We start from the raw sequence: 25,659 nt of genomic DNA on the forward strand, positions 1-25,659 counted from the left end.
CGCGCCGCAGCCGTAAGCCCATCGGGGGGGACCCCCACGCCTTGCCGGGTGCGACGGCAGGGGCTCGTCTCCGCGCGTGAGGCCAACCAATCAGGGGCGCGGGGAACTGCGCGAGCAACCGGCCACCGGCGGATGGTCGCGCGGGCACCGCATGGGGCAGCCCGGGGCGGGCCGACCGCCCGGGCGCAGGGGCCTCGGGGAAACCTAGCGGGGCGGGTCTTCGTGGGGGCCGAGGAGTTCGTCCGCGAGGGTGGGGAGGTCGTCGAGGGGGGTTTCCTCGGCCCAGTGGGGGCGGGGGCGGCGGGGGGCGGGGGATGCCGTGGGGAGTTCGCGGGTGCGTTCGGGGTCGGTGGGCTCGGGGCGGAAGAGCCACGGGGGGACGCGGTCGGCCGGGTCGGCGTCGCGCGCGGTGCCGGGGACGGGCGGCGGGGCGTCGGGGCGCTCCGCGGGTTCCGCCGGCTCGGCCGGCACCGCAGGGAGCACCGCGGTCTCGTCGGACGCCGAGGCCGGCCCCTCACCGGGCTCGTCCTCATGCGGCGGCTGCACCGCAGGCAGCACCTTCGTCTCGTCGGCGTCAGGTTCCTCGTCCGGCGGCGCCACCGGCGGCAGCACCGTCGTCGTCTCGGCGTCGTCCGCCGGGACGACCGGCGTGACGATCGTCGTCGCCTCGTCGTCGGACGCGGGCGCCTCGACCTCCGCGGCGGCGGACGCCGCGGCCCTCGCGGCCTCGGCCCGCAGCAGCGCCTCCTCCGCCCGGCGCTGCTTCTCCAGCCGCCGGGCCTCCGCCTCCGCGCGCAGCCTGGCCTGCTCCTCGGCGAGCCGCCGCAGCCGGGCCTGCTCGGCCTCACGCGCGGCCTCCTCGGCCGCAACGCGCGCGGCCTCCTCCACCGCGAGCCGGTCCGCCTCCTCCTGGCGCAGCCGGGCGGCCTCCGCCTCCTGCGCGGCCTTGCGCTCGGCGATCTCCTGCCGGGCGGCCTCCTCCGCGGCGAGCCGCCGCTCCTCCTCCTCGCGGCGCAGCTTCTCCAGCTGCTCGCGCCGCTCCCGCTCCTTGCGCTCTTCCTCGGCCTTGCGCGCCGCCTCCTCCGCGGCGAGCCGCGCGGCCTCCTCGGCGGCCTTGCGCTCGGCCTCGGCCCGCGCCGCGATCTCCTGCTCCGACAGCGGCAGCACCTCGTCGAGCCGGTGCCGTATCACCGTCGTGACGGCCTCCGGCTCCTGCCCCGCGTCGATCACGAGGTAACGGGACGGGTCCGCGGCGGCCAACGTGAGGAAGCCGGACCGTACCCGCTGGTGGAACTCGGGCGGCTCGGACTCGAGCCGGTCGGGCGCCTCGGTGAAGCGTTCCCGCGCGGTCTCGGGCGAGACGTCGAGCAGGACGGTCAGGTGCGGGACGAGCCCGCCGGTGGCCCAGCGGTTGATGCGGGCGATCTCGGTGGGGGCCAGTTCGCGGCCGGCGCCCTGGTAGGCGACGGCGGAGTCGATGTAGCGGTCGGTGATGACGACCGCGCCGCGCGCGAGAGCCGGCCGTACGACCGTCTCGATGTGCTCCGCGCGGTCCGCCGCGTAGAGCAGCGCCTCCGTGCGGTGCGAGATGCCGCCGGACGAGACGTCCAGCAGGATCGATCGCAGCCGCTTGCCGACGGCGGTCGCGCCCGGCTCGCGGGTGACGACGACCTCGTGGCCCTTGGCCCTGATCCAGCTCGCCAGCGCCTCCACCTGCGTGGACTTGCCGGCGCCGTCGCCGCCCTCGACGGCGATGAAGAAGCCCGCCTCGGACGTCGCGGTGGCCGGCTCCGCGCCGCGCAGCGACTCGCGCAGGTCGCGCCGCAGCGGCACCCCGCGGCGGTCGTCGGTCTTGCCGAGCACGAGCGCGGCGACCGGCAGCAGCAGCGCGCCGACCAGCATGAGCGTGTACGCGGCGCCGGCGTGGTCGAAGGTGAAGTGGCCGTGGTGCACGCGGTGCGGCCCGATCGCGGCGGCGAGCAGCGGCGCGACGATCGCGGCGACGCCGAGCGCGGCACGCGAGACGGCCTGCAGGTGCTCGACGGTACGGGCCCTGCGGGTCTGCTCGGCCTCCTGTTCGACGAGGGCGTGCCCGGTGTTGGCGCTGACCCCGGCGGCGACGCCGGCCAGCAGCGCGAGCGCGAGCATCGTCGTCGGGTCGGGCACGAGGCCGGTGAGCAGCAGCGCGATGCCGGTCAGGCCGATCGCGAGGGCCAGCAGGCGGCGCCGGGACAGGCCCGGCAGCGTCCGCGGGCCGATCCGGATGCCGATGACGGTGCCGCCGGTGAGCAGCAGGACGAGCAGCCCGAAGCCGGTCGGCCCGAAGCCCATCGCGGCGGCGTGCAGCACCGCGACGGCGACGGCCGCGGCGATCGCGCCGGCGACCGCGGCGGTGGACAGCACGAGCAGCGGCAGCGCGCCGGTCCGGCCGTTCTCCGCGCCGGCCGGGCCCTTCGGCAGCCGCAGCCCCTCCAGCGGGGAACGCGGCCGGGCGGCGGTGCCGGCGGGCAGCTCCAGCGCGGAGAGCACGGCGATCGAGGAGGAGAACAGCCCCGCGGCGACGTACGAGGACAGCGCGACCTGGTGCAGGTCGAACCAGTCGACGCCGGTCGCGAGCAGAATGTTGACGAGCGTGATGACGACCATCGCCGCGGCGGCGAGCGGCAGCGCGACGAAGCTGGTCCGCAGGTCGAGGCGGTGCAGCGTCGCGAGCCGGTCGGGCGCCGGCCGTACGGTGGTGTCGCCGGGCGCCGGCAGCAGGCCGGGGGCGGCGCCGTCCTTGGCGATCGCCCACAGGCGCTCGGCCGCGCCGGCGGCGAAGACGCTGAGCAGCAGCCATACGTATGCCGAGTCCGGCGTCCAGGTGATCCACAGCGGGGCGACGATGAACAGGCCAAGGCGTACGCCGTCGGCCCCGATCATCGTCCAGCGGCGGTCCAGCGGGCCGTCCTGCGCGGTGAGCCCGGCGAGCGGGCCGAGCAGCACGGCGCCGAACAGTACGGTCGCGACCAGGCGCGCCGCGAACACCGCGGCGGCGGCGAAGGCGACCCCGCGGTACCCGCCCCCGAAGGCGGCGGCCCCGGAGGCCGCCTGCACCGTCAGCAGGAGCAGCACCAGCAGGCCGAGGCGGTCGGCGACCGCGCCGGTCATCTGGGCGTTCCACAGCTTCCGCAGCGAGGGGATTTTGAGCAGCGCGCGGACTGCGCGGTCGCGCGAATCGGCGGCCAAATCCTCCGCGAACGCGTCCGTGACGTCAGCGGGCTGCGGCGTAGATGGCGTCATCCCAACAGCCTATCGTTCTCACCTCGCACCCCTCCGGGGTGCCGTCCCCCCGACTGTTGCCCCACACTCCGCCGCACTAAGCCCGATCCGCCCCCGGCCGCGCCATGCTTTTTAGGGGCGCGGGGAACTGCGCGCGCAACCGGCCACCGGCCGGTGGTCCGGACACGACAGCAACAGCCCCTTTCGGACGGTGACGGCCTGCGGGCCGCATACGGCTAGTCGCGCAGTTCCCCGCGCCCCTGAAAAGCAACGCCCGACGCAGCCGCAAGCACCCGCCGGGCGCGCCCATGCGGCGGCAGCCGCAGTCCCCGGCCGGGGGGTCGGCTATTCGGCGGGGGGTGAGGCCTTGCGGGGGGTCGACTTCTTCGCGGCAGCGGCTTTCTTCGCCGGAGTCGTCTTCTTCGCGGCGGCAGCCTTCTTCGCCGGCGCAGCCTTCTTCGCCGGGGCGGCCTTCTTCTTCGCCGGGGCCTTCGAAGGCCCCTTCGCCCGCTTCTCCGCGAGGAGTTCGTACCCCCGCTCCGGGGTGATCGTCTCGACGTCGTCGTCGCGGCGCAGCGTCGCGTTCGTCTCGCCGTCCGTCACGTAAGGGCCAAAGCGGCCGTCCTTGACGACGACGGGGCGCTCGCTCACCGGGTCGGTGCCGAGTTCCTTCAGCGGCGGCTTCGCCGCGGCCCGGCCGCGCTGCTTGGGCTGGGCGTAGATCGCCAGCGCCTCGTCCAGCGTGATGGAGAAGATCTGCTCCTCGTTCTCCAGCGAGCGCGAGTCCGTACCGCGCTTGAGGTACGGCCCGTAGCGGCCGTTCTGCGCGGTGATCTCGACGCCTTCCGCATCCTTGCCGACGACGCGCGGCAGGGACATCAGGCGCAGCGCGTCCTCCAGGGTCACCGTGTCGAGGGACATCGACTTCAGCAGCGAGGCGGTGCGCGGCTTGACCGCGTTCTTGCCGGTCTTCGGGGTGTCCTCGGGCAGCACCTCGGTGACGTAGGGGCCGTAGCGGCCGTCCTTGGCGACGATGGGGCGGCCGGTCTGCGGGTCGGTGCCGAGCTCGAACTCGCCGCTGGGGCGGGCGAAGAGCTCCTGCGCGTATTCGACGCCGAGTTCGTCGGGCGCGAGGTCCGGGGGGACGTCGGCGCGCTGGTGGCCTTCGGTGTCGCGCTCGCCCTTCTCGATGTAGGGGCCGTAGCGGCCGACCCGCAGCACGATGCCGTCGCCGACGGGGAAGGAGGAGATCTCCCGGGCGTCGATCGCGCCGAGGTCCTCGACAAGTTCCTTCAGGCCGCCGAGGTGGTCGCCGTTGGCCCCGCCGTTGGCGCTGCCGGCGGCCTCGGGCTCCTCGGTGCCGAAGTAGAAGCGGCGCAGCCACGGCACGGACTCGGCCTCGCCGCGGGCGATGCGGTCGAGGTCGTCCTCCATGGAGGCGGTGAAGTCGTAGTCGACGAGCCAGCCGAAGTGCTTCTCCAGCAGGTTGACGACGGCGAAGGAGAGGAAGGTCGGGACGAGCGCCGTGCCCTTCTTGAACACATAGCCGCGGTCCAGGATCGTGCCGAGGATCGTGGCGTACGTGGAGGGGCGGCCGATCTCGCGCTCTTCCAGCTCCTTGACCAGCGACGCCTCGGTGTAGCGGGCGGGCGGCTTGGTGGAGTGGCCCTCGGCGGTGATCTCGCCTGCGGTCAGCGCGTCGCCCTCGGCGACCTGCGGCAGCCGGCGCTCGCGGTCGTCGAGTTCGGCGTTGGGGTCGTCGGCGCCCTCGACGTACGCCTTGAGGAAGCCGTGGAAGGTGATGATCTTGCCGGACGCGCTGAACTCGGCGTCGCGGCCGTCGGCGGAGGTGCCGCCGACCCGGACGGAGACGGACTGGCCGACGGCGTCCTTCATCTGGGAGGCGACCGTACGCATCCAGATCAGCTCGTAGAGCCGGAACTGGTCGCCGGTCAGGCCGGTCTCGGCGGGGGTGCGGAAGCGGTCGCCGGAGGGGCGGATCGCCTCGTGCGCCTCCTGCGCGTTCTTCACCTTTCCGGCGTACGTGCGCGGCTTGTCCGGCAGGTAGTCGGCGCCGTAGAGCTGGGTGACCTGGGCGCGGGCGGCGCCGATCGCGGTCTCCGACAGCGTGGTGGAGTCCGTACGCATGTAGGTGATGAAGCCGTTCTCGTACAGCTTCTGGGCGACCTGCATGGTGGCCTTCGCGCCGAAGCCGAGCTTGCGCGAGGCCTCCTGCTGGAGGGTGGTGGTGCGGAAGGGCGCGTACGGCGAGCGGCGGTAGGGCTTGGACTCGACGCTGCGGACGGCGAAGGCGGTGTCGGCGAGCGCGGCGGCGAGCGCGCGGGCGGCGGATTCGTCCAGCTGGAGGACGTTCGCGCCCTGCTTGAGCGCGCCGGTGGACGCGTCGAAGTCGCGGCCCTGCGCGACCCGCAGCCCGTCGACGGCGACGAGCCGGGCGTTGAGGGTGGACGGGTCGGTGGAGTCACCCGTGCGGCCGGTGTCGAAGACGCCGGTGAGGTCCCAGTAGTCGGCGGAGTGGAAGGCGATGCGCTCGCGCTCGCGCTCCACGACGAGCCGGGTCGCGACCGACTGGACGCGGCCGGCCGACAGCCGCGGCATGACCTTCTTCCACAGCACCGGCGAGACCTCGTAGCCGTAGAGGCGGTCGAGGATGCGGCGGGTCTCCTGGGCGTCGACCAGGCGCTTGTTCAGCTCGCGCGGGTTGCGCACGGCGGCCTGGATGGCGTCCTTGGTGATCTCGTGGAAGACCATCCGGTGGACCGGCACCTTGGGCTTGAGGATCTCCTGGAGGTGCCAGGCGATGGCCTCGCCCTCGCGGTCCTCGTCGGTGGCGAGGAAGAGTTCGTCGGACTCCTTGAGCAGGTCCTTGAGCTTCTTGACCTGCGCCTTCTTGTCGGCGTTGACGACGTAGATCGGCTGGAAGTCGCTGTCCACGTTGACGCCCAGGCGCGCCCAGGGCTGGCCCTTGTACTCCGCCGGCACTTCGGCGGCCCCGTTGGGGAGGTCGCGGATGTGCCCGACGCTCGCCTCGACGACGTACCCAGGACCCAGGTAGCCCTTGATCGTCTTCGCCTTGGCGGGCGACTCGACGATGACGAGTCGGCGGCCGGCTGGTGCGGTCTCGCGGGTCGGGGACAACTTCGCTCTTCTCTCCGGTTCGAAGGGGTGACGCTGCGGAGTGTGACCGTACCTCCCGGTCCCGTGTCAAACGGGAAAAGTCAACAACGCCATCCGAACGGTAACCCGACAAGCGGTCTGTCTGCCGCATGGACGGGTCATGTCAGACCCGCGGGGAGGGGGGACGCGGGGCCTGCGGGCTGACAGGATGGTCGGACACAATGGCGGTGGAGGCCGCCCGCCCGGCCGGCCGCAGCAGGACAGGGGGGACGATGTCCGACCAGTACCCGTACGGGAGCAACAACTCCTACGGCGGCAGCAGTCCGCACGACGATCCGAAGGTGCAGCACACCGCGCTGCCCTCCTACCAGCCGACGATGCCCGCGATGCCCGGTTACGGCTATCCGCAGGCCGGCGCGCCCGGCGGGGTGCCGCCGACGCCGCCCGGGCAGCTGCCGGTGCCGGTGCCCGGCGCGGGCTGGCAGCACGGCGCGGCGGGGGCACCGGGCGGCACCGGCGCGACGCTCATGACCATAGGCGACATCGCCGTGACCGAATCCGGCATCGTCACGCCGGCCGGCGTGCTGCCGCTGCGCGGCGCGGTGTGGACGGTCTCGGACATGTCCCGCACGGAGTCCAAGACGCCGACATACGCGATCGTGCTCGCCGTCATCTTCTTCTTCGCGTGCCTGCTCGGGCTGCTCTTCCTGCTGATGAAGGAGCAGGTGACCACGGGATACGCGCAGGTGACGGTCAACAGCGGCGGAAAATACCACGCCGTGATGATCCCGGTGCGCGGGCCGCAGGACATCTACGCGATCACGCAGCAGGTCAACTACGCGCGCACGCTGTGCTCGTGACGGTCCGGCGTACGCGGTGAGCGGTACGGCGGGGCGGGCTGCCCGGGCTCCTGCGGCCGGCGCGGCCCCGGCTGCGTCGGCGGTCCCGGCTGCCCCGGCTTCGGCTTCGGCACGGAGGGTTTTCGGCCATCCGGCCGCCGGGCCGCTGGGCGCGCTCGCGGTGGGGGCCGCGGCGGCGGCGTATCTCTACCGCACCGATCCGCACCAGCCGGGGCACCTGCTGCCGCGCTGCCCGTTCAACTGGGCGACGGGGCTGCTGTGCCCCGTCTGCGGGGCCACCCGGATGGCGTACGACCTGCTGCACGCCGATCCGGTGCGGGCCTTCCACGACAACGCGCTGCTGCTGCTCTGCACGCCCTTCCTGCTCGCGGTCGCCGGGCGCTGGGCGGCCCTGGGGCTGCGCGGGCGGCGGTGGCGGCCGGTGCTGGGGGCGCGGGCTTCGGTGGCGGTCGCGGTGCTGCTGGTGGCGTGGGCCGTGCTGCGCAACGTGTACTGAGCCCGGACGGCTGGTTTCAGCCCAGGACCCGTCGCGGTGACCGCGGCTCAGTCCGTGACCGGCTCCAGGAAGCCCTGGCCGACCAGCAGCCGGATCGCGGCCGGCGTGCGGTCGCGCAGCACCACCGGGTCCTCGCCGAGCAGTTGCGCGATGGCGTCGACGATGCGGCCGGCCGGGAGCGTACCGTCGCACACGCCGGCGAAGCCCGCGCCGACCGTGTCGACCTCGGTGGCCCGGCGCATGCCGCGGGCCGAGCGCAGCACGACGTGCTCCGGGTCCTCGGCGCCGGGCATCCCGACCTGCTCCTGGACGACCTCGGGGGCGAGGGTGAAGCGGGCTTCGAGCAGGTCGGCGTCGTCGTGGCGGCGCAGGAAGTCCTGCCGGGCGAACCAGCCGGCGATGTGCGGGCCGAGCGGCTGCTCCACCGGGTGCGGCCATTCCTCGGCGGTGAACACGGGCTGGTCGGAGCCGGTTCTGCGCAGCGTGATCCAGCCGAAGCCGACGCCGTTGACCTTGGCGCGCTCGAAGTCGTCGAGCCAGGCGTCGTAGCGGGCCGCGTACGCCGCCGGCTCGTCGCGGTGGTCGCCGCCGTCGCGCAGCCACAGCTCGGCGTACTGCGCGACGTCCTGCACCTCGCGCTGCACGATCCACGCGTCGCAGCCGGCCGGCACCCAGCCGCTCAGCCGCTCGCGCCAGTCCTGGCCCTCGACGTGCTGCCAGTTCGCGAGCAGCTGGCACCAGCCGCCCTCGGTGAGGTGGTCGGCGGCCTGCCGTACGAGGGTGGCGCACAGGTCGTCGCCGCCCATTGCGCCGTCCCGGTAGGTGAAGCGGCCGGCCGGGGAGATCACGAAGGGCGGGTTGGACACGACGAGGTCAAAGCGCTCGTCGGCGCCGACCGGCTCGAAGAGGCTGCCGGACCGCAGGTCGGGCTCGCGCGCGCCGGACAGCGCGAGGGTGAGGCGGGCGAAGTGCAGGGCGCGCGGGTTGACGTCGGTGGCGGTGACGCGGGTGGCGTGCCGGGAGGCGTGCAGCGCCTGGATGCCGGAGCCGGTGCCGAGGTCGAGGGCGCTGCCGGCGGGCTCGCGCACGGTCAGGCCGGCCAGCGTCGTCGAGGCGCCGCCGACGCCGAGGACGAGGTCGGCGCGGTCCACGCCGGGCGCGCTGCCGATGCCGCCGGCGCCGCCGACCGCGCAGCCGAGGTCGGAGACGATCCACCAGTCCGCGCCGCCGTCGCCGGCGTAGGGGCGTACGTCGACGGTGGCGCGTACGTCCGCGCCGTCGCGGGTCAGCCAGCCGTCCGCGAGGTAGCCGTCCAGGCCCGGCAGCGCGGCGCGGGCGCGGGCCTGCGGGACGGGCTGCTGGAGCAGGAAGAGCCGCACGAGGGCGTCGAGCGGGCTGCCGCCGCGGGTCGCGCGCAGGGCCGGCACGGTCTCGGCGCGGCTGAGGGCGGCGTAGCCGACGGCGCCGAGCAGGTCGAGGCAGCCGTCCGCGGTGAAGTCCGCGGCGAGCAGGTCGTCGCGCAGGGCGGGCGCGCTGTCGGGGGCGGGGAGGCGGGGCGGGCGCGGAGGTGTCACGAGGGCTATTGTCCCGGACGGCCGCGGCGGCGGGCGCGAGGCGTACGGGCGTGGGGCGTACGGGCGTGGGGCGCGCGGGCGGTGCGGGCGTACGGGTGCGGGGCGTACGGGCGGTACGGGCTTACCGGCGCGCGTACCCGGCGCGTACCGGGCGGCTAGGAGGCGGTCGGGGCGGCGGACTGGGCGGCGGAGGTGCAGCCGGGCTGCTTGGCCAGGGCCTTGCCCTGGTCGCCCTTGCGCAGTGCTTGGAGGGCCTGCTCGCCGTCGGTGCCGGCCTTCGTGAAGGAGTCCGACACGCCCTGGAGCCCGGCGGCGAACTTGCTCTGGTCGGTCGTGTCGAGCCCGTCGACCTGCTTCTTCAGGCCCGCGTACTGCGTGGACAGCCCCGTGAAGGACGTGACGGCCTGCTGCTGGAACTGCTCGCCGTCGCTGCCGGGCGCCGGCCCCGCAGCGGTGAAGATGCCGGCGAGCGCCTTGTACGCGTCGGAGATCTGCTGGAAGGCGGCGGAGTCCGCGGCCTGGACGTCCTGCGGCTTGCCGCCGCTGTCGACCTTGGTGAGCGCGACGTTCGCGTCGTTGATCTTCGTGACCTGCGTCGCGGTCTGGTCGCACACGCCCTTCGCCCATGTGTCGAGCTTCTTGCCGGTGTCGTCGCTGGAGCAGGCCGACGACAGCGGCGCCAGCGCCAGCAGCACCGCCGCGCCGGACAGCGCGGCGCGGCGCCTGGGGTTCAGCTTCACCGGTGGGGTCCCTTCCGTGGCCTTCTCCGTGGCCTTCACGGCCCCGGAACTTACACGGGGAAGGGGTGCCGACCACGAATCGCGCGGGGAGTTCGCCGCCATTCGTCCGATATTCAAGCCGTTCGTAGCAAGGGGCGGTACCGTGCGCGCTGACCTGCCCGTACGGCGGGCGCCCGGCCGGATCGCGGTCCGGTGCGGGGCGCCCGCCGGCGGGCTGACGGTGTGGCAGAACTCACGCCCGCTCCGGGCGTTCAGGCGGTGCGCAGCCGCTGCCCGGGGTCCTCCTGGTCCTCGGCGGAGCCGTCCGTGGAGCCGTCGGGGGACTCGTCGCCCATGGCGACACCGCGGCGCTTGGAGACGTACACCGCCGCGAGGATGACGGCGATCGCGACGGCGGCCACGACCACCCGTACGGCGGCGTTCGCGTCGACGCCGTAGCTGAACTTCACGACGGCCGGGGCGATCAGCAGCGCGACCAGGTTCATGACCTTCAGCAGCGGGTTGATGGCCGGGCCCGCGGTGTCCTTGAACGGGTCGCCGACCGTGTCGCCGATGACGGTCGCGGCATGCGCCTCGCTGCCCTTGCCGCCGTGGTGGCCGTCCTCGACGAGCTTCTTGGCGTTGTCCCAGGCGCCGCCGGAGTTGGCGAGGAAGACCGCCATGAGGGTGCCGGCGCCGATCGCGCCCGCCAGATACGCCGCGAGCGAGCCGATGCCGAGGGCGAAGCCGACCGCGACCGGGGCCAGGACGGCGAGCAGGCCGGGGGTGGCGAGCTCCCGCAGCGCGTCCTTCGTGCAGATGTCCACGACCCGGCCGTACGCGGGTTTCTCGGTGCCGTCCATGATCCCGGGGTGCTCGCGGAACTGCCGGCGCACCTCGTAGACGACCGCCCCCGCCGAGCGGGAGACCGCGCTGATGGCGAGCCCGGAGAAGAGGAAGACCGCCGCCGCGCCGAACAGCAGCCCGACCAGGTTGTTGGGCTGCGAGATGTCCAGCGACAGCCAGCGGGCGTCGGACGCGGCCGGATGCGCCTTGCCGACCGCCGTGTCGACGGCCTCCTTGAACGAGCCGAACAGCGCCGTCGCGGCGAGCACGGCGGTCGCGATGGCGATGCCCTTGGTGATGGCCTTGGTGGTGTTGCCGACCGCGTCGAGGTCGGTGAGCACCTGGGCGCCCTGGCCGTGGACGTCGCCGGACATCTCGGCGATGCCCTGGGCGTTGTCGGAGACCGGCCCGAAGGTGTCCATGGCGACGATGACGCCGACGGTGGTCAGCAGGCCGGTGCCGGCCAGCGCGACCGCGAAGAGCGCCAGCCATACGGAGGTGCCGCCGAGCAGGAAGGCCCCGTAGACGGACAGGCCGATCAGCAGCGCCGAGTAGACCGCCGACTCCAGGCCGAGGGAGATGCCGGAGAGCACGACGGTGGCCGGGCCGGTGAGCGAGGTGCGGCCGACGTCGCGGACCGGGCGCCGGGTGGTCTCGGTGAAGTAGCCGGTGAGCTGCTGGATCAGCGCGGCGAGCACGATGCCGATGGCGACCGCGACCAGGGCCAGCACGCGCGGGTCGCCGGCGTGGCCGGTGATGTCGGGGCCGACGCCGTGCAGGTCCGCGTAGGAGGAGGGCAGGGCGGTGTAGACGGCCACGGCGACGCCGGCCAGGGAGATCAGCGCGGAGACGAAGAAGCCGCGGTTGATGGCCGACATGCCGCTGCGGTCGGAGCGGCGGGGCGCGACGGCGAAGATGCCGACCATGGCGGTGAGCACGCCGATCGCCGGGATGAGGAGGGGGAAGGCGAGGCCCGCGTCGCCGAAGGCCACTTTGCCGAGGATGAGTGCCGCCACCAGGGTGACGGCGTAGGACTCGAACAGGTCGGCGGCCATGCCGGCGCAGTCCCCGACGTTGTCGCCGACGTTGTCCGCGATGGTCGCGGCGTTGCGCGGGTCGTCCTCGGGGATGCCCTGCTCGACCTTGCCGACCAGGTCGGCGCCGACGTCGGCGGCCTTGGTGAAGATGCCGCCGCCGACCCGCATGAACATCGCCAGCAGCGCCGCGCCGAACCCGAATCCCTCCAGGACCTTGGGCGCGTCGGCCTTGTAGACCAGGACGACGGCGGACGCCCCGAGCAGCCCGAGTCCGACGGTGAACATTCCGACGACGCCGCCGGTCCTGAATGCGATCTTCATGGCCCGGTGCGATACGTCCGTGAGGTCCGCGGGTGGTTCTCCGCTTTCCGGTGTCGCGGCCCGCGCCGCCGCCGCGACCCGCACATTGCTGCGTACCGCGAGCCACATTCCGACGTATCCGGTGATCGCCGAGAAAAGCGCGCCGACGAGAAAGAAGATCGACCGGCCGATACGTTGCGAGGTGTCGTCCGCGGGCAGCAGCATGAGCAGGAAGAACGCGGCGAAGGCGAAGACCGCGAGGGTGCGGAACTGCCGGGCGAGGTAGGCGTTGGCGCCTTCCTGCACGGCAGCGGCGATCTTTTTCATGGCGTCGGAGCCTTCGTCCGCCGCGAGCACTTGACGTACCAGGACCGCGGCGAGCGCCAGCGCCGCGACGGCGACGACCGCGATGATCCATACGAGCAGCCGGTTTCCGTCGGTGAGCACCGGATGCGCGGCGGCGAGCATGCTGAACTCTTCGTTGAGTGGCCCCGCCATTCGTCCTCCTTGACGTTTGGCGCATGGGCGTGCGGCTCCTACGGCTCGGCGGTCGACTAAGCCGCGACGCTCAGGCGAGCTGAGCAGGATGTCCGGAGTGTAGGGAGCCGGGAAAGATCAGAAAAGGGTGCTCGCAGAGGATTGCGCCGGAATTCCGGCCATAATCGCGGGCACGCGAAACAATGCCGGCGTAATGCGGTTGCTCAGGGCGTGGGCCAGCTCATGCGGATCACTCCGCCGTTGGCGCCCTCGATCACCTTGACGTCGTCGACCAGGCCGCTGATGACGGCCAGGCCCATCTCGCCCTCGTCGTCGGCGGCCTCGTCGGCGCCGGAGTCGGGCGCGGAGCCCGCGGCATTGCCCGGGACCTCGTCCGCGACCTCGATGGAGAACGACTTCTCGTCCTCGTTGAGCATCACCCGCACCGGCGCCTCGACGCCGTTGCTGCGGTGCAGGCCCACCGCCCGGCTGCACGCCTCGCCCACCGCGAGCCGCACCTCGTCCAGAGCCGCCTCGTCCACCCCCGCCCGGCGCGCCACGGCAGCCGCGACGAGCCGTGCGGTGCGCACATGCTCCGGCTGGGCGCTGAAGAGCAGTTCTACGGTGGGCATGGCCTCCCCCTCGAATGACACGGGCATCACAGGGGTCCGGACGGCGACACCGTCCGGTACCCCTTCGCTCGGGCGAAGATCAGTCGGTCGCCGCGACAGCCTCGTCGACCGAGGTGTGGATCGGGAACACCTTGGTCAGACCGGTGATACGGAAAATCTTCAGGATGCGCTCCTGGTTGCACACCAGACGCAGCGATCCCTCATGCGCACGCACCCGCTTGAGTCCGCCGACGAGCACGCCCAGTCCGGTGGAGTCGAGGAAGTCGACTCCCTCCATGTCCACGACCAGGTGGTAACTGCCGTCGTTCACGAGCTCCACCAGCTGCTCACGCAGCTTGGGCGCGGTGTACACATCAATCTCGCCGCCGACCTCGACGATCGTGCGATCGCCGACGGTTCGGGTCGACAGGGACAGGTCCACGGATCCTCCAGCACCTTGCATCGACGCGACTCCCCCAGGGGCCTCCCCACCGAGGAGTAAGGGTCCTTCTCCCACCGAACGGTAGGCGAAGGACCGGCAGCCGCGATGGCATTCAATCACTTCGCGGTGGGCGAGCACGACGCCTTACCGCGTTTGTCCGGCACGCCGGTGACACACTGAGTGCCGATGGCCCAGGATCGTCTTCCGCAGTCGGCGCACGCCGGCCCGTCCCCCCGCCGCGCTCTCGAGCGGCTCGCCGCGGGGGCGGACCGTGCCGCGCGCATCACCCATACGGAGCACCTGCCCCCGCGGGTCGGACGTCATGCATCCTGGCCGGCGGGCATCCGGGCGGAGGTCGTGGCGGCGATCGAGGCGGCCGGGATCGCCCGTCCGTGGGAGCACCAGGCGCGGGCGGCGGAGCTGGCGGCGGGCGGCACGTCGGTGGTCGTGGCGACGGGGACGGCGTCGGGGAAGTCGCTGGGGTATCTGGCGCCGGTGCTCAGTGCGCTGCTGGAGGGGGCGGAGGCCGCCGGCGGTGCGCCGGGGGGTTCCCGGGGGTCGGGCGGGTCGGGGGGTTTCCGGGGTACGGGGGGCTCGGGCGGGTCGGGCGGGGCCGGCGGCTCAGGCGGGTCGGGGGGCTCGGGCGGGTCGGGCGGGGCTGGGGGGTCCGGGGGGCGCGGGGCGACCGCGTTGTACCTGGCGCCGACGAAGGCGCTGGCCGCCGACCAGCGGCGGGCGGTGGCGGCGCTCGCGGCTCCGCTGGGCACGGCGGTGCGGGCCGCGGTCTACGACGGCGACACGCCCGTCGAAGAACGCGAATGGGTGAGGCAGTACGCCACCTACGTGCTCACCAACCCCGACATGCTGCACCGCGGCATATTGCCGGGCCACGCCCGCTGGTCGTCCTTCCTGCGCCATCTGCGCTACGTCGTGATCGACGAGTGCCACACCTACCGGGGTGTCTTCGGCTCCCACGTGGCGCAGGTACTGCGCCGGCTGCGGCGGGTGTGCGCCCGTTACGGTGCCGAGCCGGTCTTCCTGCTGGCCTCGGCGACCTCCGCGGACCCGGCGCGGGCGGCGACCCGGCTCACCGGCGTGCCCGTCGCGGAGATCACCGACGACGCCTCGCCGCGCGGCGAGCTGGCCTTCGCCCTGTGGGAGCCGCCGCTGACGCACCTGTCCGGCGAGCACGGCGCCCCGGTGCGCCGCACCGCCACCGCGGAGTCCGCGGACCTGCTCACCGACCTGGTGCTCCAGGGCACCCGGACGGTGGCCTTCGTACGCTCGCGGCGCGGCGCTGAGCTGGTCGCGATGATCGCGCAGGAACGCCTCGCCGAGATCGATCCCTCGCTGCCGGGGCGGGTCGCCGCCTACCGGGGCGGCTACCTGCCGGAGGAGCGCCGGGCCCTGGAGCGGGACCTGCACTCCGGCCGGCTGCTGGGCCTGGCGTCCACCTCCGCCCTGGAGCTGGGCGTGGACATCTCGGGCCTGGACGCGATCGTGCTGGCCGGCTACCCCGGCACGCGGGCCTCGCTGTGGCAGCAGGCCGGGCGGGCCGGGCGCTCGGGGCAGGGGGCGCTCGCGGTGATGGTCGGGCGGGACGACCCGCTCGACACGTATCTGGTCCACCACCCGGAGGCGATCTTCGAGCAGCCGGTGGAGTCCACGGTGCTGGACCCGGACAACCCGTACGTGCTCGCCCCGCATCTGTGCGCGGCGGCGGCGGAGCTGCCGCTCACCGAGGAGGACCTGCCCCTCTTCGGCGAGCAGGCGCCGGCGCTGCTGGGCCAGCTGGAGCGGCGCGGGCTGCTGCGGCGGCGGGCGGCCGGCTGGTACTGGACCCGCCGGGAACGCGCCGCCGACCTCGCCGACATCCGGGGGGAGGGCGGCAAGCCGGTGCAGGTGGTGGAGTCCGCGACGGGGCGGCTGCTCGGCACGGTGGACGCGGGCTCGGCGCACACCGCCGTGCACGACGGGGCGGTGCATCTGCACCAGGGGCGCACGTATCTCGTCGAGCAGCTGGACCTCGACGACGGTGTCGCCCTCGTCACCCGGGCGGACCCGCCCTACTCCACGATGGCCCGGGACACCACGGCCATCCGGGTGCTCTCCTCGGACGTCGAGGAGCCGTGGGGCGAGGCCCGCATCCACTTCGGCTCGGTCGAGGTGACCCACCAGGTGGTGTCCTATCTGCGCCGCCGCTTGGTGACCGGCGAGGTCCTCGGCGAGACGAAGCTGGACCTCCCGCCGCGCACGCTGCGCACCCGCGCGGTGTGGTGGACGGTCACCGACGCCCACCTCGACGCCGCCGCCATCCACCCCGACGAGCTCCCCGGCGCCCTGCACGCCGCCGAGCACGCCTCCATCGGCCTGCTCCCCCTCTTCGCCACGTGCGACCGCTGGGACATCGGCGGCGTCTCCGTCCCCCTCCACCCCGACACGGGCCTGCCCACCGTCTTCGTCTACGACGGCCACCCCGGCGGCGCCGGCTTCGCAGAACGCGCCTTCCACACCGCCCTGACCTGGCTCACCGCCACCCGCGAGGCCATCACCTCCTGCGAATGCGACTCCGGCTGCCCGTCCTGCGTCCAATCCCCCAAATGCGGCAACGCCAACGACCCCTTGAACAAACCCGCCGCCATCCGCCTCCTCACCACCCTCCTGACCCCCACCCCGCCTTCGGAGCCGCCTGCCGCAGCGCCGGGCGGGCCGGGCTCTGCGGCGCGGGGCGAGGGAGCCTCCACGCCGCGGGGTGAGGCGACGGCCGCCGCGTTGGGTTCAGCTCAGGGCGGGGCGGCCTCCACGCCGCAAGGTGAGGCGACGGCTGCCACGCCGGGTGAGCCGACGACGGGTGAGGCCGCTTCCACCCGGCCGGGTGAGACGGCGCGAAGTGAGGCCAGCTGCCACGCCGGGCAAGGGGACGACGGCTGAGGAGACGGCCGCCGCGCGGGGCGGGCCGCCGGCCGATGGGGCCGCGTCCGCCCACGCCGAGTCAGCCGACGACGGGTAGGGCGGCTTCTGCCCGCCCGGGCAGCTCGGCCGGGCAGAGACGGCCACCACGCCGGGCGAGACAGCGCAGGGCGGGGCCGCTTCTACCTGGCCGAACCACTCGGCCGGATGAGACGACGCCTGCCACGCCGGGTGAGGCGACACGGGGTAGGGCCGACGCTGCCACGCCGGATGAGGCAACGGCGGCTGAGGGGACGGCGGCTGAGGGGACGGCTGCGGGCGCAGGAGGGGGCCGCTTCCGCCACACCGGTGAAACCGACGACGGGTAGGGCGTCCCTCACCCGGCCGGGCGCTCGGCCGGGTGAAGGGACGGCTGCCGTGCCGGGTGGATCAGAGGGGTGAGGGGCACCCTCCGCCATGCCGGGGTGGGCGGCGGTGGGGCCGACGCTGCAGGCCGGAGGGCGCCGACGTCCCGGTTTCGGAGCCGACCTCCCGTGGCGCCGAGTGAGTAGAAGGCAGGGGAGGTTGCCTCTGCGGCGGTGGGTGCGCTGGCGGTGGAAGGGGCTGCCTGGGCGGCACGGCGACGGGTGAAGGGACGGCCGCCGCGCAGGGTGAGCCATGCAACGGGTGCGGCTGCTGCTGCCGTGCCGAGCCGCCCGGCGGGTGGGGGCAGCTGCGCCGCAGGGTGGGGCTGCCCCGCGCCTTTTGGGTGAGCTGACAGCCGGGGGGCCTCCGCCATGCGGGGCGGGTCGGGCGGGTGATCGGTGAGGTGGCGGAGGCTCGCCGCCACCGCGGGCCGGCGGGGGGTGTGCTCAGCCGTCGGGGGCGCTTGCGGTGCCTGGCGTGGGCAGCGGTGGGCCCGCGCGGGAGCGGATGCGGACTCCGTGGACTTCCGCCACCACGTCGGCGACCTCGCCGGTCACCGTGCAGTCCGCCAGGCGGGCGCCCTGGGCCGTCGCGACCTTCGCCGCCAGCGCGCAGGCACGCTCACGCCCGTCCAGGGCGTGGTCTGCCGCAGCCAGCGCCGCGAGGTCGGCCGCGGCGCCCGCGCGGTGCCGCAGCACCACCGCCTGGACCAGCAGCAACCCCGCCGCGAAGAGGGCCAGCAGGACGGCCACGACCCCCAGCGACCACACCGTCGCCGACCCACGCTCCCCGTCCCGCCCGGCCCTCCTCACGGCTCGTCACCCCCGTCCACCGTGTCCTCGGCGAGCGCGGAAGCCTGGGCCGTCAGAGTGACGGGGAAGCGGGGCCGCGGCACCGTCACCCGCACCTCGACCATGTCCCCGTGCCGCCCCACGCTGACCCGCGCCCCGGCCGGCGCCGCCTCCCGCGCCGCCCGCAGCACATCCCCGGCCGCCTCCGACCTCGCCGCCGCCCGCGCCCCGGCCCGCGCGGCGTCCACGCACTCCACCTCAGCGACGCCGGCCATCAGCCCCCAGATCAGCAACCCGGCCACAACGACCAGCGAGGGAATCACCACCGCCGTCTCCGCCGTGACATAGCCCGCCTCCCCGCGCACCAAGCGCCCGCGCCTGCCCCGACCCCGTGGCCAAAGAGCGCCAGCCCGCCGCCCCGCCCCTCGGCCCGAGGCCACCTCGGAGCGGAACGCCGAGCACATGCCATCCCCCCGGACGGCCACCGCCACGACCCGCAGCCCGAAAGCCCCCGCCCAACCTGCCCCGGAGCCGGACGCGCACCCCACCCCCGAGCCACGCGGGGACGTCAGAGTGCGGCGCCGCCCGGCGTCTCTCCTCACGCCCACCCCGAAGCGGCGCACGCGCCACGCCGCCGGGCCGCCGGCGAGCTCCGAGGTAGAGCCCGGCCCGCGACCTCCCCGCGAGCCGTCCCCGGAACGGGATCCGCACTCCGCCCGCAGGGCACGCGGGGGCGCCAGGGTGGACCGCTCTCCGGCACTGCCCCTCCGGCCCGGCCCGCAGGGGCGTACGGGCCACACGGCCGGGACTCGCGGGGGTGGTGGGGAGGGGCGCGGCCCGGGACGTTTGTCCGGGGCCGCGCTGCGTAGCGGTGTGGGGTCAGAACGGCACATGGAGCGCCTTCGTGATCACGCCGGTGAGTGCGGTCCGCACCGCGCTGCTCGTCACGATCTTGTAGAGCACCGCGGCGAAGCCGCACGCGGCGATCGTCCCGACCGCGTACTCCGCCGTGCTCATCCCCACCTCCCCCGCCTCCCGGCAGACCCGCACCCTGCGGCTCCACCACTCCGCTGTCCACCGCCGGCCACCCGTGGCCGCACCCGGCACCTTGACGTCGCTCATGGGCTTTCCCTCCGTTGTGTCGATCTCTCCGGGTCGCTCCCGGACTGTTTCGGGGCGTGCGCATCCACGCCCCGGGTCTTGTGAGCCCTTCTGTGGCTGCCGGCCACCCGCCGACCTGTTCGGCGCGAGCCGCCCGGCCGCCCAGGCAGGTACCGGAGCCTCCGTGCCGGGCTCCGGCACCGGCGTTGCGCGCGGGCTGCGGGCTCCCCCGGCAGGTGCCGCCGCGGCTCGTCTGCCGCGCCGGCAGGCGCAACGCGTCAGCCAGGGCCGGCGCCGAGGATCGTGCCGGCCAGGCCGATCACCACCGGGGCGACGCCCACCAGCAGGAACGCGGGCAGGAAGCACAGGCCGAGCGGTGCGGTGGCGAGCACCGCCGCGCGGCGGGCCGCGGCCAGGGCGGCGCGGCCGTGGGCGGCGCGCAGGTCCGCGGCCAGCCGGGTCATCTCCGCCACCGGCGCGCTGCCGATCGTCGACGCCCTGGCCAGGCACCGGCCCAGCTCGCGGGCGGCGGGCTGGGCACCGCCGAAGCGCAGCCAGCACTCCGCCGGGTCCCCGCCGAGCCGCAGCTCGGCCCGCGCTCGTATCAGCGCGTCCCCGAGCGGCCCGCCCAGACACGCGCCCACCGCGCCCGCCGCGTCTCCGGGGGTCGCCCCGGCTGCCAGGCACGCGGCCATCAGATCGGCGCACAGCGGGAGCTGGGCCGGATCGGGCTCCGGCGTCATTCCGCGGCTCTCTGTGGCCCGCTGACGGCCTTTCAGCCATCGTCCGACGCCGAGGGCCGCGACCAGCCCAGCCAGGGCGCCCAGCACCCCGCCGAGTGCCATCGCCAGCCCGAGCCCGACTGCCGGGCCCGGCCCGTAGCGCCGCACCGGCCCCTCGACCCGTCGCCACCAGCGCTCGCGCTCAGCCCCTCGGACCGGCCCGCGCCCCAGCACCTCGCCCAGCCCCCGTACCCGTCTCCGCCGGCGCCGGCTCCTCGCAGCCGCGCCCGCGACCGCCGCGACTGCCACCGCCCCGAGCGCAACTGTCCCCAGGCTGTGGACAACTCCGCCGACCGCGACGACCGCCACCGCCATCGCCTCCGACCGCTCCGATCCCCCGGTCGGCCGGGCCGGCCACGCCCGGTCCGGGGACGAGCCGGTGCTCGCCGCACCGGACGGCGGCCTCGGCACCACCGCGGGCCGTAGCGACTCGGCGGAAGGCGCGGGGTCGCCCCAGCTCCCCAGCTCCGCCGCCCGAAGCGGCGACCCGGGCGGCGACGCGTGCTCGGCCGGCCACGCCGGGCCCAGCGCCGGTGGCCTCGCGACCACGGCCGGCCGCAGTGACCCGGCGGAGGACGAAGCGGCCGGCTTCACGGAGCGCGGGCGGGTCGATGCCGCCGGGCCGGATTCCGCCGTGCGGATGATGCGGGCCGTCCAGGCGAGGCCCGCCCATTCAAGGAGGGCGCCGGTCATGAGGCACGCGAGACCGGTCGGGGTGTGGAGGAGCGTCCGGGCGGGGTGGGCGCCGAGCCCGGTGCCGAGGGTGATGCCGAAGCCGGGGAGGAGCGCGAGCAGAGCCGCGGTGGAGCGGGGGCCGGCCAACTGGGCGCGGAGGTCGTCGCGTTGGTCGGCCTCCGCGCGCAGGGCGGCTGCCACCCGGTCGAGCGCACCGGCCAGGCCCGCGCCGCCGTCGACGGCCACCTGCCAGCAGGCCGCCATCGCGGCGAGACCTCGGGTGCCCTCGGACTGCCGGGCGGCGGTGCGCAGTGCCTGCGGCACGTCACCTCCGAAGCGGGCTGCCGAGAGCAGCAGCCGCGCCGTACCGGCCAGCTCGGGCGTGGCGGCCCACCCGGCCGCCTCGACCGTCTCGCCGAGCGCGATATGCGGCGGGCGCCCGGCCCGCAGGTCGCCGGCCAGCGCCGCGCAGAGCGCCCCGACGGCCGCAGCCGCGCGCTCGGCGGCTGCCCGCTCGGCCCGCCGCCGCAGCGCCCGCCCCACGAGCGGAACGGCCACCGCCCCGGCAACCAGCGGCACCACGGACCCCGTCACCACGGCCAGCACCCCACCCCCCGGCACGCACCACCCTTCCGGCCCCCGCAAGAGCCCCCCGCCTCGGCGCCACACGCCGCCTTCGGCACCTTCCCGGCAATCCGCCCCCGCAGGGCAGGAATCCGCGCCGCCCCGGCAGCCACCCCCGGCACCCTCCCGGCAGCCCGCCCCCGCAGGGCAGGAACCGTCCCGGCGGTCCCATCCGCCGGGCCGCCCGGCACGTGGGAACCGCAGCCCGCGAGGCTTGCGCCTGCCGCAGTCGCTCCGGGCGTCGGCGCAGCCGGTACGTGGCCCACGGGCGCGGGCAGGCTCGCCCTCCGGCAGTCCCCCGCCCCAGCGCTTGGACCGGCGGCGCAACCCGGGCCAGCGGCTCATACGGCGGCTGCCGTCGAGTACACGCCGGGCCCGGCGGCGCGGGCCGGTACCGTCCAGCGCCGTGCAGACCAGGGCCACCGCGCAGAGCGTCGCCGCCCACATCACCGCCAGGGACTCAGGCGTCCTCATCGCGCACCTCCGGCATCCCGCGTCCAACCGCCCAGCACCGGGCGTCCCGTGCAGGCCACGGCAGGCGCACGGCACCCGGCCGGCCAGGCAGCACGCCCGAACCCGCCCACGCGCCAGCGGCACGTCCGGCGCCGCACCGCCGGCCCGTGCTCGCGGCAGCGTGAGCGCCCAAGGGCCCCGCCCGCCCGACGTCCCGGCGCAGAACCGTGCTCGCGGCAGCGTCAGCCCGGCCGGTGGCGTATCGCCGATCCCCGTGCGGCCCGAGCGCCCAGGAGCGCTGCCCGCGGGGCGTGTTCGTCCTCATGACGTCCCCCGCTCGCACAGCGCCGTCAGGCGTGGCCAGCCCGGGCCGCGGGTCGGGGGGCCGTTCGGGGTGGAGGTGAGGGCGGGGACCGTCGTCACCAGGCCGTCCGGGGTGAGGTGGAGGACGTGGATCTCGGAGACGTGGCGGAGGCCGGCCGGGGTGCGGGTGAGGTGGATGACGAGGGAGAGGGCGGCGGACAGTTGGCTGTGGAGGGCGGCGCGGTCGAGGCCCGCAGTGGAGGCGAGGGCTTCGAGGCGGGCGGGGACGTCGGCGGCGGCGTTGGCGTGGACGGTGCCGCAGCCGCCTTCGTGGCCGGTGTTGAGGGCGCTGAGGAGGTCGGTGACCTCGGGACCGCGGACCTCGCCGACGACGAGGCGGTCGGGGCGCATGCGCAGGGCCTGGCGGACCAGGTCCCGGAGGGTGACTTCGCCGGCGCCCTCCTGGTTGGCCGGGCGGGTTTCGAGGCGGACGACATGGGGGTGGTCGGGGCGCAGCTCCGCGGAGTCCTCGGCCAGGACGATGCGGGCGGCGGGGTCGACCAGGCCGAGCAGGCTACTGAGCAAGGTGGTCTTGCCCGAGCCGGTGCCGCCGCTGATCAGGAAGGACAGTCGGGCGTCGAGGACGGAGCGCAGCAGCGCCGCCGTCCCCGCGTCGAGTGTGCCCGCGGCGGTCAGCTCGGCGAGGGTGAAGGCGCGGGAGCGCACGACCCGCAGGGACAGGCACGGCGATCCGACGACGACGGGCGGGAGCACCGCGTGCAGGCGTGTGCCGTCGGGCAGCCGGGCGTCGACCCAGGGGTGGGCGTCGTCGAGGCGGCGGCCCGCGGTGGTGGCCAGGCGCTGGGCGAGGCGGCGGACGGCGGCGGTGTCGGGGAAGCGGACGGCGGCCCGCTCCAGGCCCCGGCCGCGGTCGATCCAGACGTCGTCCGGCGCGTTGACCAGGATGTCGGTGACCTCGCGGTCGGCGAGCAGCGCCTCCAGCGGCCCCGCGCCGACCAGTTCGGAGCGCAGGGCGCTGACGACGCCGAGCACTTCGGTGTCGCCGAGCAGCCGGCCCTCGGCGCGCAGCGCGGCGGTGACCCGGGCGGGGGTGGCCTCGCCGCCGTGCTCGGCCAGCCGCAGCCGCACCGCGTCGAGCATGTCGCGGCTCATGCGGGCACGCTCCCGTCACCTGCGAATGCCCGGTCGAGGAAGGCGGTGCAGAAGCCGGCCAGTGGTCCGCGGCCGGAGGAGCCCGGTGGGCCGCCGCTGCCGAGGGCCGGGAGGCGGCTTTCCGGGGGCAGTTCGCCGGCGAGCGGGAGTCCGAGCAGCCGGGCGGTCTCGCGGTCGTCGATGCCTTCGGTGAAGGGGCCGCGGGCGACCACCCGCAGGTCCTTGAGGACCATGCTGAAGGCGGCGGCGACCCGGGTGGCCGCGGCGACGGCCCGCAGTTCCGCGGGCACGACGAGCAGGCCGATGTCGATCTGCCGCAGCGTCTCGGCGACCGCCTCGTCCACCCTGCGGGGCAGGTCGACGACGACCAGGCCGCCGCGCCGCCGGGCGGCGCCGAGCACGGAGCGCATGGCCTGCGCGGGGATGACGACCTGGTCGCCGCGGTCCCAGCTCAGGACGCTCAGCGCGTCGAGCCGGGGCAGGGACTCCTCCAGCACCGCGCTGTTGACGCGTCCGCGCGAGTCGGCGAGGTCGGGCCAGCGCAGGCCGCCGGAGCGTTCGGCGCCGACGAGGATGTCGATGCCGCCGCCGAGCGGATCGCCGTCGATCAGCATCGTGCGCCGCCGGGCGCGGGCGGAGGTGACGGCGAGGGCGCAGGCCAGGGTGCTGGCGCCGGCGCCGCCGCGTCCGCCGACCACGCCGACGGTCAGGGCCGGGCGGCCGACGCCTTCGGCGACGTCGGCGATCCGGTCGACGAGCCAGTGCTCGGCGTCGGGGAGCAGCAGGACGTGGTCGGCGCGGATGTCGAGGGCGGTGCGCCAGATCTCGGCGTCGTCGGGATCCCGCCCGACGAGCAGGACTCCCCCTCTGCGGGCGACCGCGCGCACGTGCCTGCCGGCTTCCGCTCCCACGAGGACGAGCGGGGCGGTGTCCCAGCTCGCGGCGCGCGGGGGCGCGCCGAAGACGACTTCCGGTTCCGAACCGGCGGCTGCGCACAACCGCAGCAGATCGTCGAGGAGGCATTCGTCCTCGGTGACAATCAGCGGCCCGCCCGTGCGTTCGGCTGTCGCCTGCTGAGGTCCGGGCGTGCTGGATCCGAACATTTTTCATCCCCCGTCGCTTGTCTTGCGCGCACGGCGTGCGCGGCTGACATCAGCGTGGGGTGAGAAACCGGATTCAAGATGATCTTGGTCCGGAAACTGTGGACAACTCCGCGATTGTGGATAACTCGTCACTCACACCGGTGACTTCACGCCGTCCGCGTAACGATTACCGAGCGTGATCGCACGTACTGATCGAGACGCACACACGCGCGAAGGAGAGCAAGATGAGAGAGGACGCCGCGGGACCCGGCCGAGAGCGGCAGAACGGGTCCGGACATGCGACGACCCCCGCCGGGGGGGAGAGCGGGGGTCGTCCCCACAGTCCGACTCGGGGGGGGAGGAGCCAGACCGGGTTAGCACGGTCGCGAACGATCCGTGACTTCCATGGTGTACCCGATGGCCTTCCAGAGCAAACCCACGCGCCTGACCTTACGCCGAATGGTGGTTGCCTATGCTCGTCCCGTGGAAAACCACCTGCCACCGCGCACCGCGGCCTTCTTCGATCTCGACAAGACCGTGATCGCCAAGTCCAGCACACTCGCCTTCGGGCGGTCCTTCTACCAGGGCGGCCTCATCAACAGGCGCGCGGTTTTGCGCACCGCATATGCCCAGTTCGTGTACCTGGTCGGCGGCGCAGATCACGACCAGATGGAAGGCATGCGCAAATACCTGTCCGAGCTGTGCAAAGGATGGAATGTCCAGCAGGTCAGGGAGATCGTCGCCGAGACCCTGCACGACCTCATCGACCCGATCATCTACGACGAGGCGGCCTCGCTGATCGAGGAGCACCACGCCGCCGGGCGTGATGTCGTCATCGTCAGCGCCTCCGGCTCCGAGGTGGTCGAGCCCATCGGCGAGATGCTCGGCGCGGACCACGTGGTGGCCACCCGGATGATCGTCGAGGACGGGGCGTACAACGGCGAGATCGAGCACTACGTCTACGGTCCGGCCAAGGCCGCGGCGATCGAGGAGCTGGCCCGCTCGGAGGGCTATGACCTGGAGCGTTCCTTCGCCTACAGCGACTCGATCACCGACATCCCGATGCTGGAGTCGGTCGGCCACCCCTACGCGGTCAACCCCGACCGGGCGCTGCGCCGCGAGGCGGTCGCCCGTGAGTGGCCGGTGCTCACCTTCAACCGCCCGGTGCGGCTGAACCAGCGCATCCCGAACCTGTCGATGCCGCCGGCCCCGGTGCTCGCCTTCGCCGCGGTCGGCGCGGCGGCAGCGACCGCCGGGCTGGTGTGGCTGGCGGCCCGGCGCCGCCGCCCGGCGATTATGTCCTGATTCATCGCATCCGCCGGAAAAGTAAAGAAGCGGGACAGGGGGTTCCGCTGGGAGCGGCCCAGCGGTAGAAAAGAGTGAGCGGCCCGCGAGACCACGGACTTCCGAGAGGAAGACCGCAGCTCACAGCAGTTGGCCCCACGGACCGAGCATGGATGCCGGGCACCCACGCGTAGCCGACCCGCCAACCGGGCCAGCCGCACCAGGTGACGGGCGAAGTCCCCGACCTGATCGGCACGATTCGCGCACGCACTGGTAACGCGGCGGACATGCCAGCGGCGGCACCCTCCGGTGCCG

General features: G+C 74.5%; 17 protein-coding genes. 4 read left to right on the forward strand and 13 right to left on the reverse strand.

The features are described from left to right. Positions 1 to 204: 204 nt before the first annotated feature. Both tmk and topA read right to left on the reverse strand, forming a co-directional pair. Complete coding sequence (gene tmk / locus HCN08_RS27500) at positions 205 to 3,282, reverse strand: dTMP kinase (RefSeq protein ID WP_167985969.1); 3,078 nt, start codon at positions 3,280 to 3,282, stop codon at positions 205 to 207. Positions 3,283 to 3,606: 324 nt separating this feature from the next. Beyond that, positions 3,607 to 6,420 (reverse strand): type I DNA topoisomerase, encoded by a 2,814-nt coding sequence (topA, locus tag HCN08_RS27505; protein WP_167985970.1) that lies wholly within the window; start codon positions 6,418 to 6,420, stop codon positions 3,607 to 3,609. Positions 6,421 to 6,671: 251 nt separating this feature from the next. On the opposite strand from topA, the gene HCN08_RS27510 reads away from it, so the two are divergent. Together HCN08_RS27510 and HCN08_RS27515 are read left to right on the forward strand one after the other, a co-directional pair. Continuing rightward, the gene (locus HCN08_RS27510) at positions 6,672 to 7,259 is read left to right on the forward strand and encodes a hypothetical protein (protein WP_167985971.1); all 588 of its coding nucleotides are present in this window, start codon (positions 6,672 to 6,674) and stop codon (positions 7,257 to 7,259) included. Positions 7,260 to 7,419: 160 nt separating this feature from the next. Beyond that, positions 7,420 to 7,755, forward strand: coding sequence for a DUF2752 domain-containing protein (locus HCN08_RS27515; protein ID WP_322974712.1), 336 nt, complete (start codon positions 7,420 to 7,422; stop codon positions 7,753 to 7,755). A gap of 47 nt (positions 7,756 to 7,802) precedes the next feature. Here HCN08_RS27515 and HCN08_RS27520 read toward each other — a convergent pair whose 3' ends face one another. From HCN08_RS27520 to bldG, 5 genes are all read right to left on the reverse strand, one after another. Further along, a complete protein-coding gene (locus tag HCN08_RS27520; RefSeq protein WP_167985973.1) occupies positions 7,803 to 9,329 on the reverse strand; it encodes a DUF7059 domain-containing protein in 1,527 nt (508 codons plus the stop codon). Between the two features lie 155 nt (positions 9,330 to 9,484). Then, positions 9,485 to 10,069: a small secreted protein gene (locus HCN08_RS27525; RefSeq protein ID WP_322974713.1), complete on the reverse strand. Its 585-nt coding sequence runs from the start codon at positions 10,067 to 10,069 to the stop codon at positions 9,485 to 9,487. 251 nt (positions 10,070 to 10,320) lie between these two features. After that, the gene (locus tag HCN08_RS27530) at positions 10,321 to 12,729 is read right to left on the reverse strand and encodes a sodium-translocating pyrophosphatase (protein WP_167985975.1); all 2,409 of its coding nucleotides are present in this window, start codon (positions 12,727 to 12,729) and stop codon (positions 10,321 to 10,323) included. A 203-nt stretch (positions 12,730 to 12,932) separates the two neighbouring features. Next, a complete protein-coding gene (locus tag HCN08_RS27535) occupies positions 12,933 to 13,340 on the reverse strand; it encodes an ATP-binding protein (protein ID WP_206319315.1) in 408 nt (135 codons plus the stop codon). 79 nt (positions 13,341 to 13,419) lie between these two features. Then, positions 13,420 to 13,761: an anti-sigma factor antagonist BldG gene (gene bldG / locus HCN08_RS27540; RefSeq protein ID WP_031520166.1), complete on the reverse strand. Its 342-nt coding sequence runs from the start codon at positions 13,759 to 13,761 to the stop codon at positions 13,420 to 13,422. A 186-nt stretch (positions 13,762 to 13,947) separates the two neighbouring features. Between bldG and HCN08_RS27545 the strand changes: the two genes are divergently transcribed. Continuing rightward, positions 13,948 to 16,692, forward strand: a complete 2,745-nt coding sequence (locus tag HCN08_RS27545) for a DEAD/DEAH box helicase (protein ID WP_167985977.1) — start codon at positions 13,948 to 13,950, stop codon at positions 16,690 to 16,692. An 830-nt stretch (positions 16,693 to 17,522) separates the two neighbouring features. On the opposite strand, the gene HCN08_RS27550 is transcribed toward HCN08_RS27545, so the two are convergent. The 6 genes from HCN08_RS27550 to ssd all read right to left on the reverse strand — a co-directional run bounded on the left by HCN08_RS27550 (position 17,523) and on the right by ssd (position 24,081). Continuing rightward, positions 17,523 to 17,888 carry an Rv3654c family TadE-like protein gene (locus HCN08_RS27550; RefSeq protein ID WP_167985978.1) on the reverse strand — a complete coding sequence of 122 codons (366 nt, stop codon included), beginning with the start codon at positions 17,886 to 17,888 and terminating at the stop codon, positions 17,523 to 17,525. Then, positions 17,885 to 18,193, reverse strand: coding sequence for a TadE family type IV pilus minor pilin (locus tag HCN08_RS27555; protein ID WP_322974714.1), 309 nt, complete (start codon positions 18,191 to 18,193; stop codon positions 17,885 to 17,887). Before HCN08_RS27555 ends, HCN08_RS27550 begins: the two co-directional genes overlap by 4 nt. A 553-nt stretch (positions 18,194 to 18,746) precedes the next feature. Continuing rightward, positions 18,747 to 18,989, reverse strand: coding sequence for a DUF4244 domain-containing protein (locus HCN08_RS27560; protein WP_167985980.1), 243 nt, complete (start codon positions 18,987 to 18,989; stop codon positions 18,747 to 18,749). A gap of 257 nt (positions 18,990 to 19,246) precedes the next feature. Next, a complete protein-coding gene (locus HCN08_RS36755) occupies positions 19,247 to 21,022 on the reverse strand; it encodes a type II secretion system F family protein (protein WP_322974716.1) in 1,776 nt (591 codons plus the stop codon). A gap of 801 nt (positions 21,023 to 21,823) precedes the next feature. Next, entirely contained in the window at positions 21,824 to 22,978 is a 1,155-nt protein-coding gene (locus HCN08_RS27575; protein WP_167985981.1) for a TadA family conjugal transfer-associated ATPase, read from the reverse strand. Further along, a complete protein-coding gene (gene ssd / locus HCN08_RS27580; protein ID WP_167985982.1) occupies positions 22,975 to 24,081 on the reverse strand; it encodes a septum site-determining protein Ssd in 1,107 nt (368 codons plus the stop codon). The genes HCN08_RS27575 and ssd overlap by 4 nt, the downstream gene beginning before the upstream one ends. Positions 24,082 to 24,519: 438 nt before the next feature. Between ssd and HCN08_RS27585 the strand changes: the two genes are divergently transcribed. After that, a complete protein-coding gene (locus HCN08_RS27585) occupies positions 24,520 to 25,365 on the forward strand; it encodes an HAD family hydrolase (RefSeq protein ID WP_167985983.1) in 846 nt (281 codons plus the stop codon). Positions 25,366 to 25,659: the final 294 nt, after the last annotated feature.

This window comes from Actinacidiphila epipremni (assembly GCF_012034175.1).
Lineage (GTDB): Bacteria > Actinomycetota > Actinomycetes > Streptomycetales > Streptomycetaceae > Actinacidiphila > Actinacidiphila epipremni.

What these genes read in the sequence shown, in the direction of transcription:
- tmk (WP_167985969.1), bottom strand. Translation starts at nt 3,282, where the DNA reads ATGACGCCATCTACGCCGCAGCCCGCTGACGTCACGGACGCGTTCGCG.
- HCN08_RS27510 (WP_167985971.1), top strand. Translation starts at nt 6,672, where the DNA reads ATGTCCGACCAGTACCCGTACGGGAGCAACAACTCCTACGGCGGCAGC.
- HCN08_RS27530 (WP_167985975.1), bottom strand. Translation starts at nt 12,729, where the DNA reads ATGGCGGGGCCACTCAACGAAGAGTTCAGCATGCTCGCCGCCGCGCAT.
- HCN08_RS27535 (WP_206319315.1), bottom strand. Translation starts at nt 13,340, where the DNA reads ATGCCCACCGTAGAACTGCTCTTCAGCGCCCAGCCGGAGCATGTGCGC.
- HCN08_RS27545 (WP_167985977.1), top strand. Translation starts at nt 13,948, where the DNA reads ATGGCCCAGGATCGTCTTCCGCAGTCGGCGCACGCCGGCCCGTCCCCC.
- HCN08_RS27560 (WP_167985980.1), bottom strand. Translation starts at nt 18,989, where the DNA reads ATGAGCGACGTCAAGGTGCCGGGTGCGGCCACGGGTGGCCGGCGGTGG.
- HCN08_RS27575 (WP_167985981.1), bottom strand. Translation starts at nt 22,978, where the DNA reads ATGAGCCGCGACATGCTCGACGCGGTGCGGCTGCGGCTGGCCGAGCAC.
- ssd (WP_167985982.1), bottom strand. Translation starts at nt 24,081, where the DNA reads ATGTTCGGATCCAGCACGCCCGGACCTCAGCAGGCGACAGCCGAACGC.
- HCN08_RS27585 (WP_167985983.1), top strand. Translation starts at nt 24,520, where the DNA reads ATGGTGGTTGCCTATGCTCGTCCCGTGGAAAACCACCTGCCACCGCGC.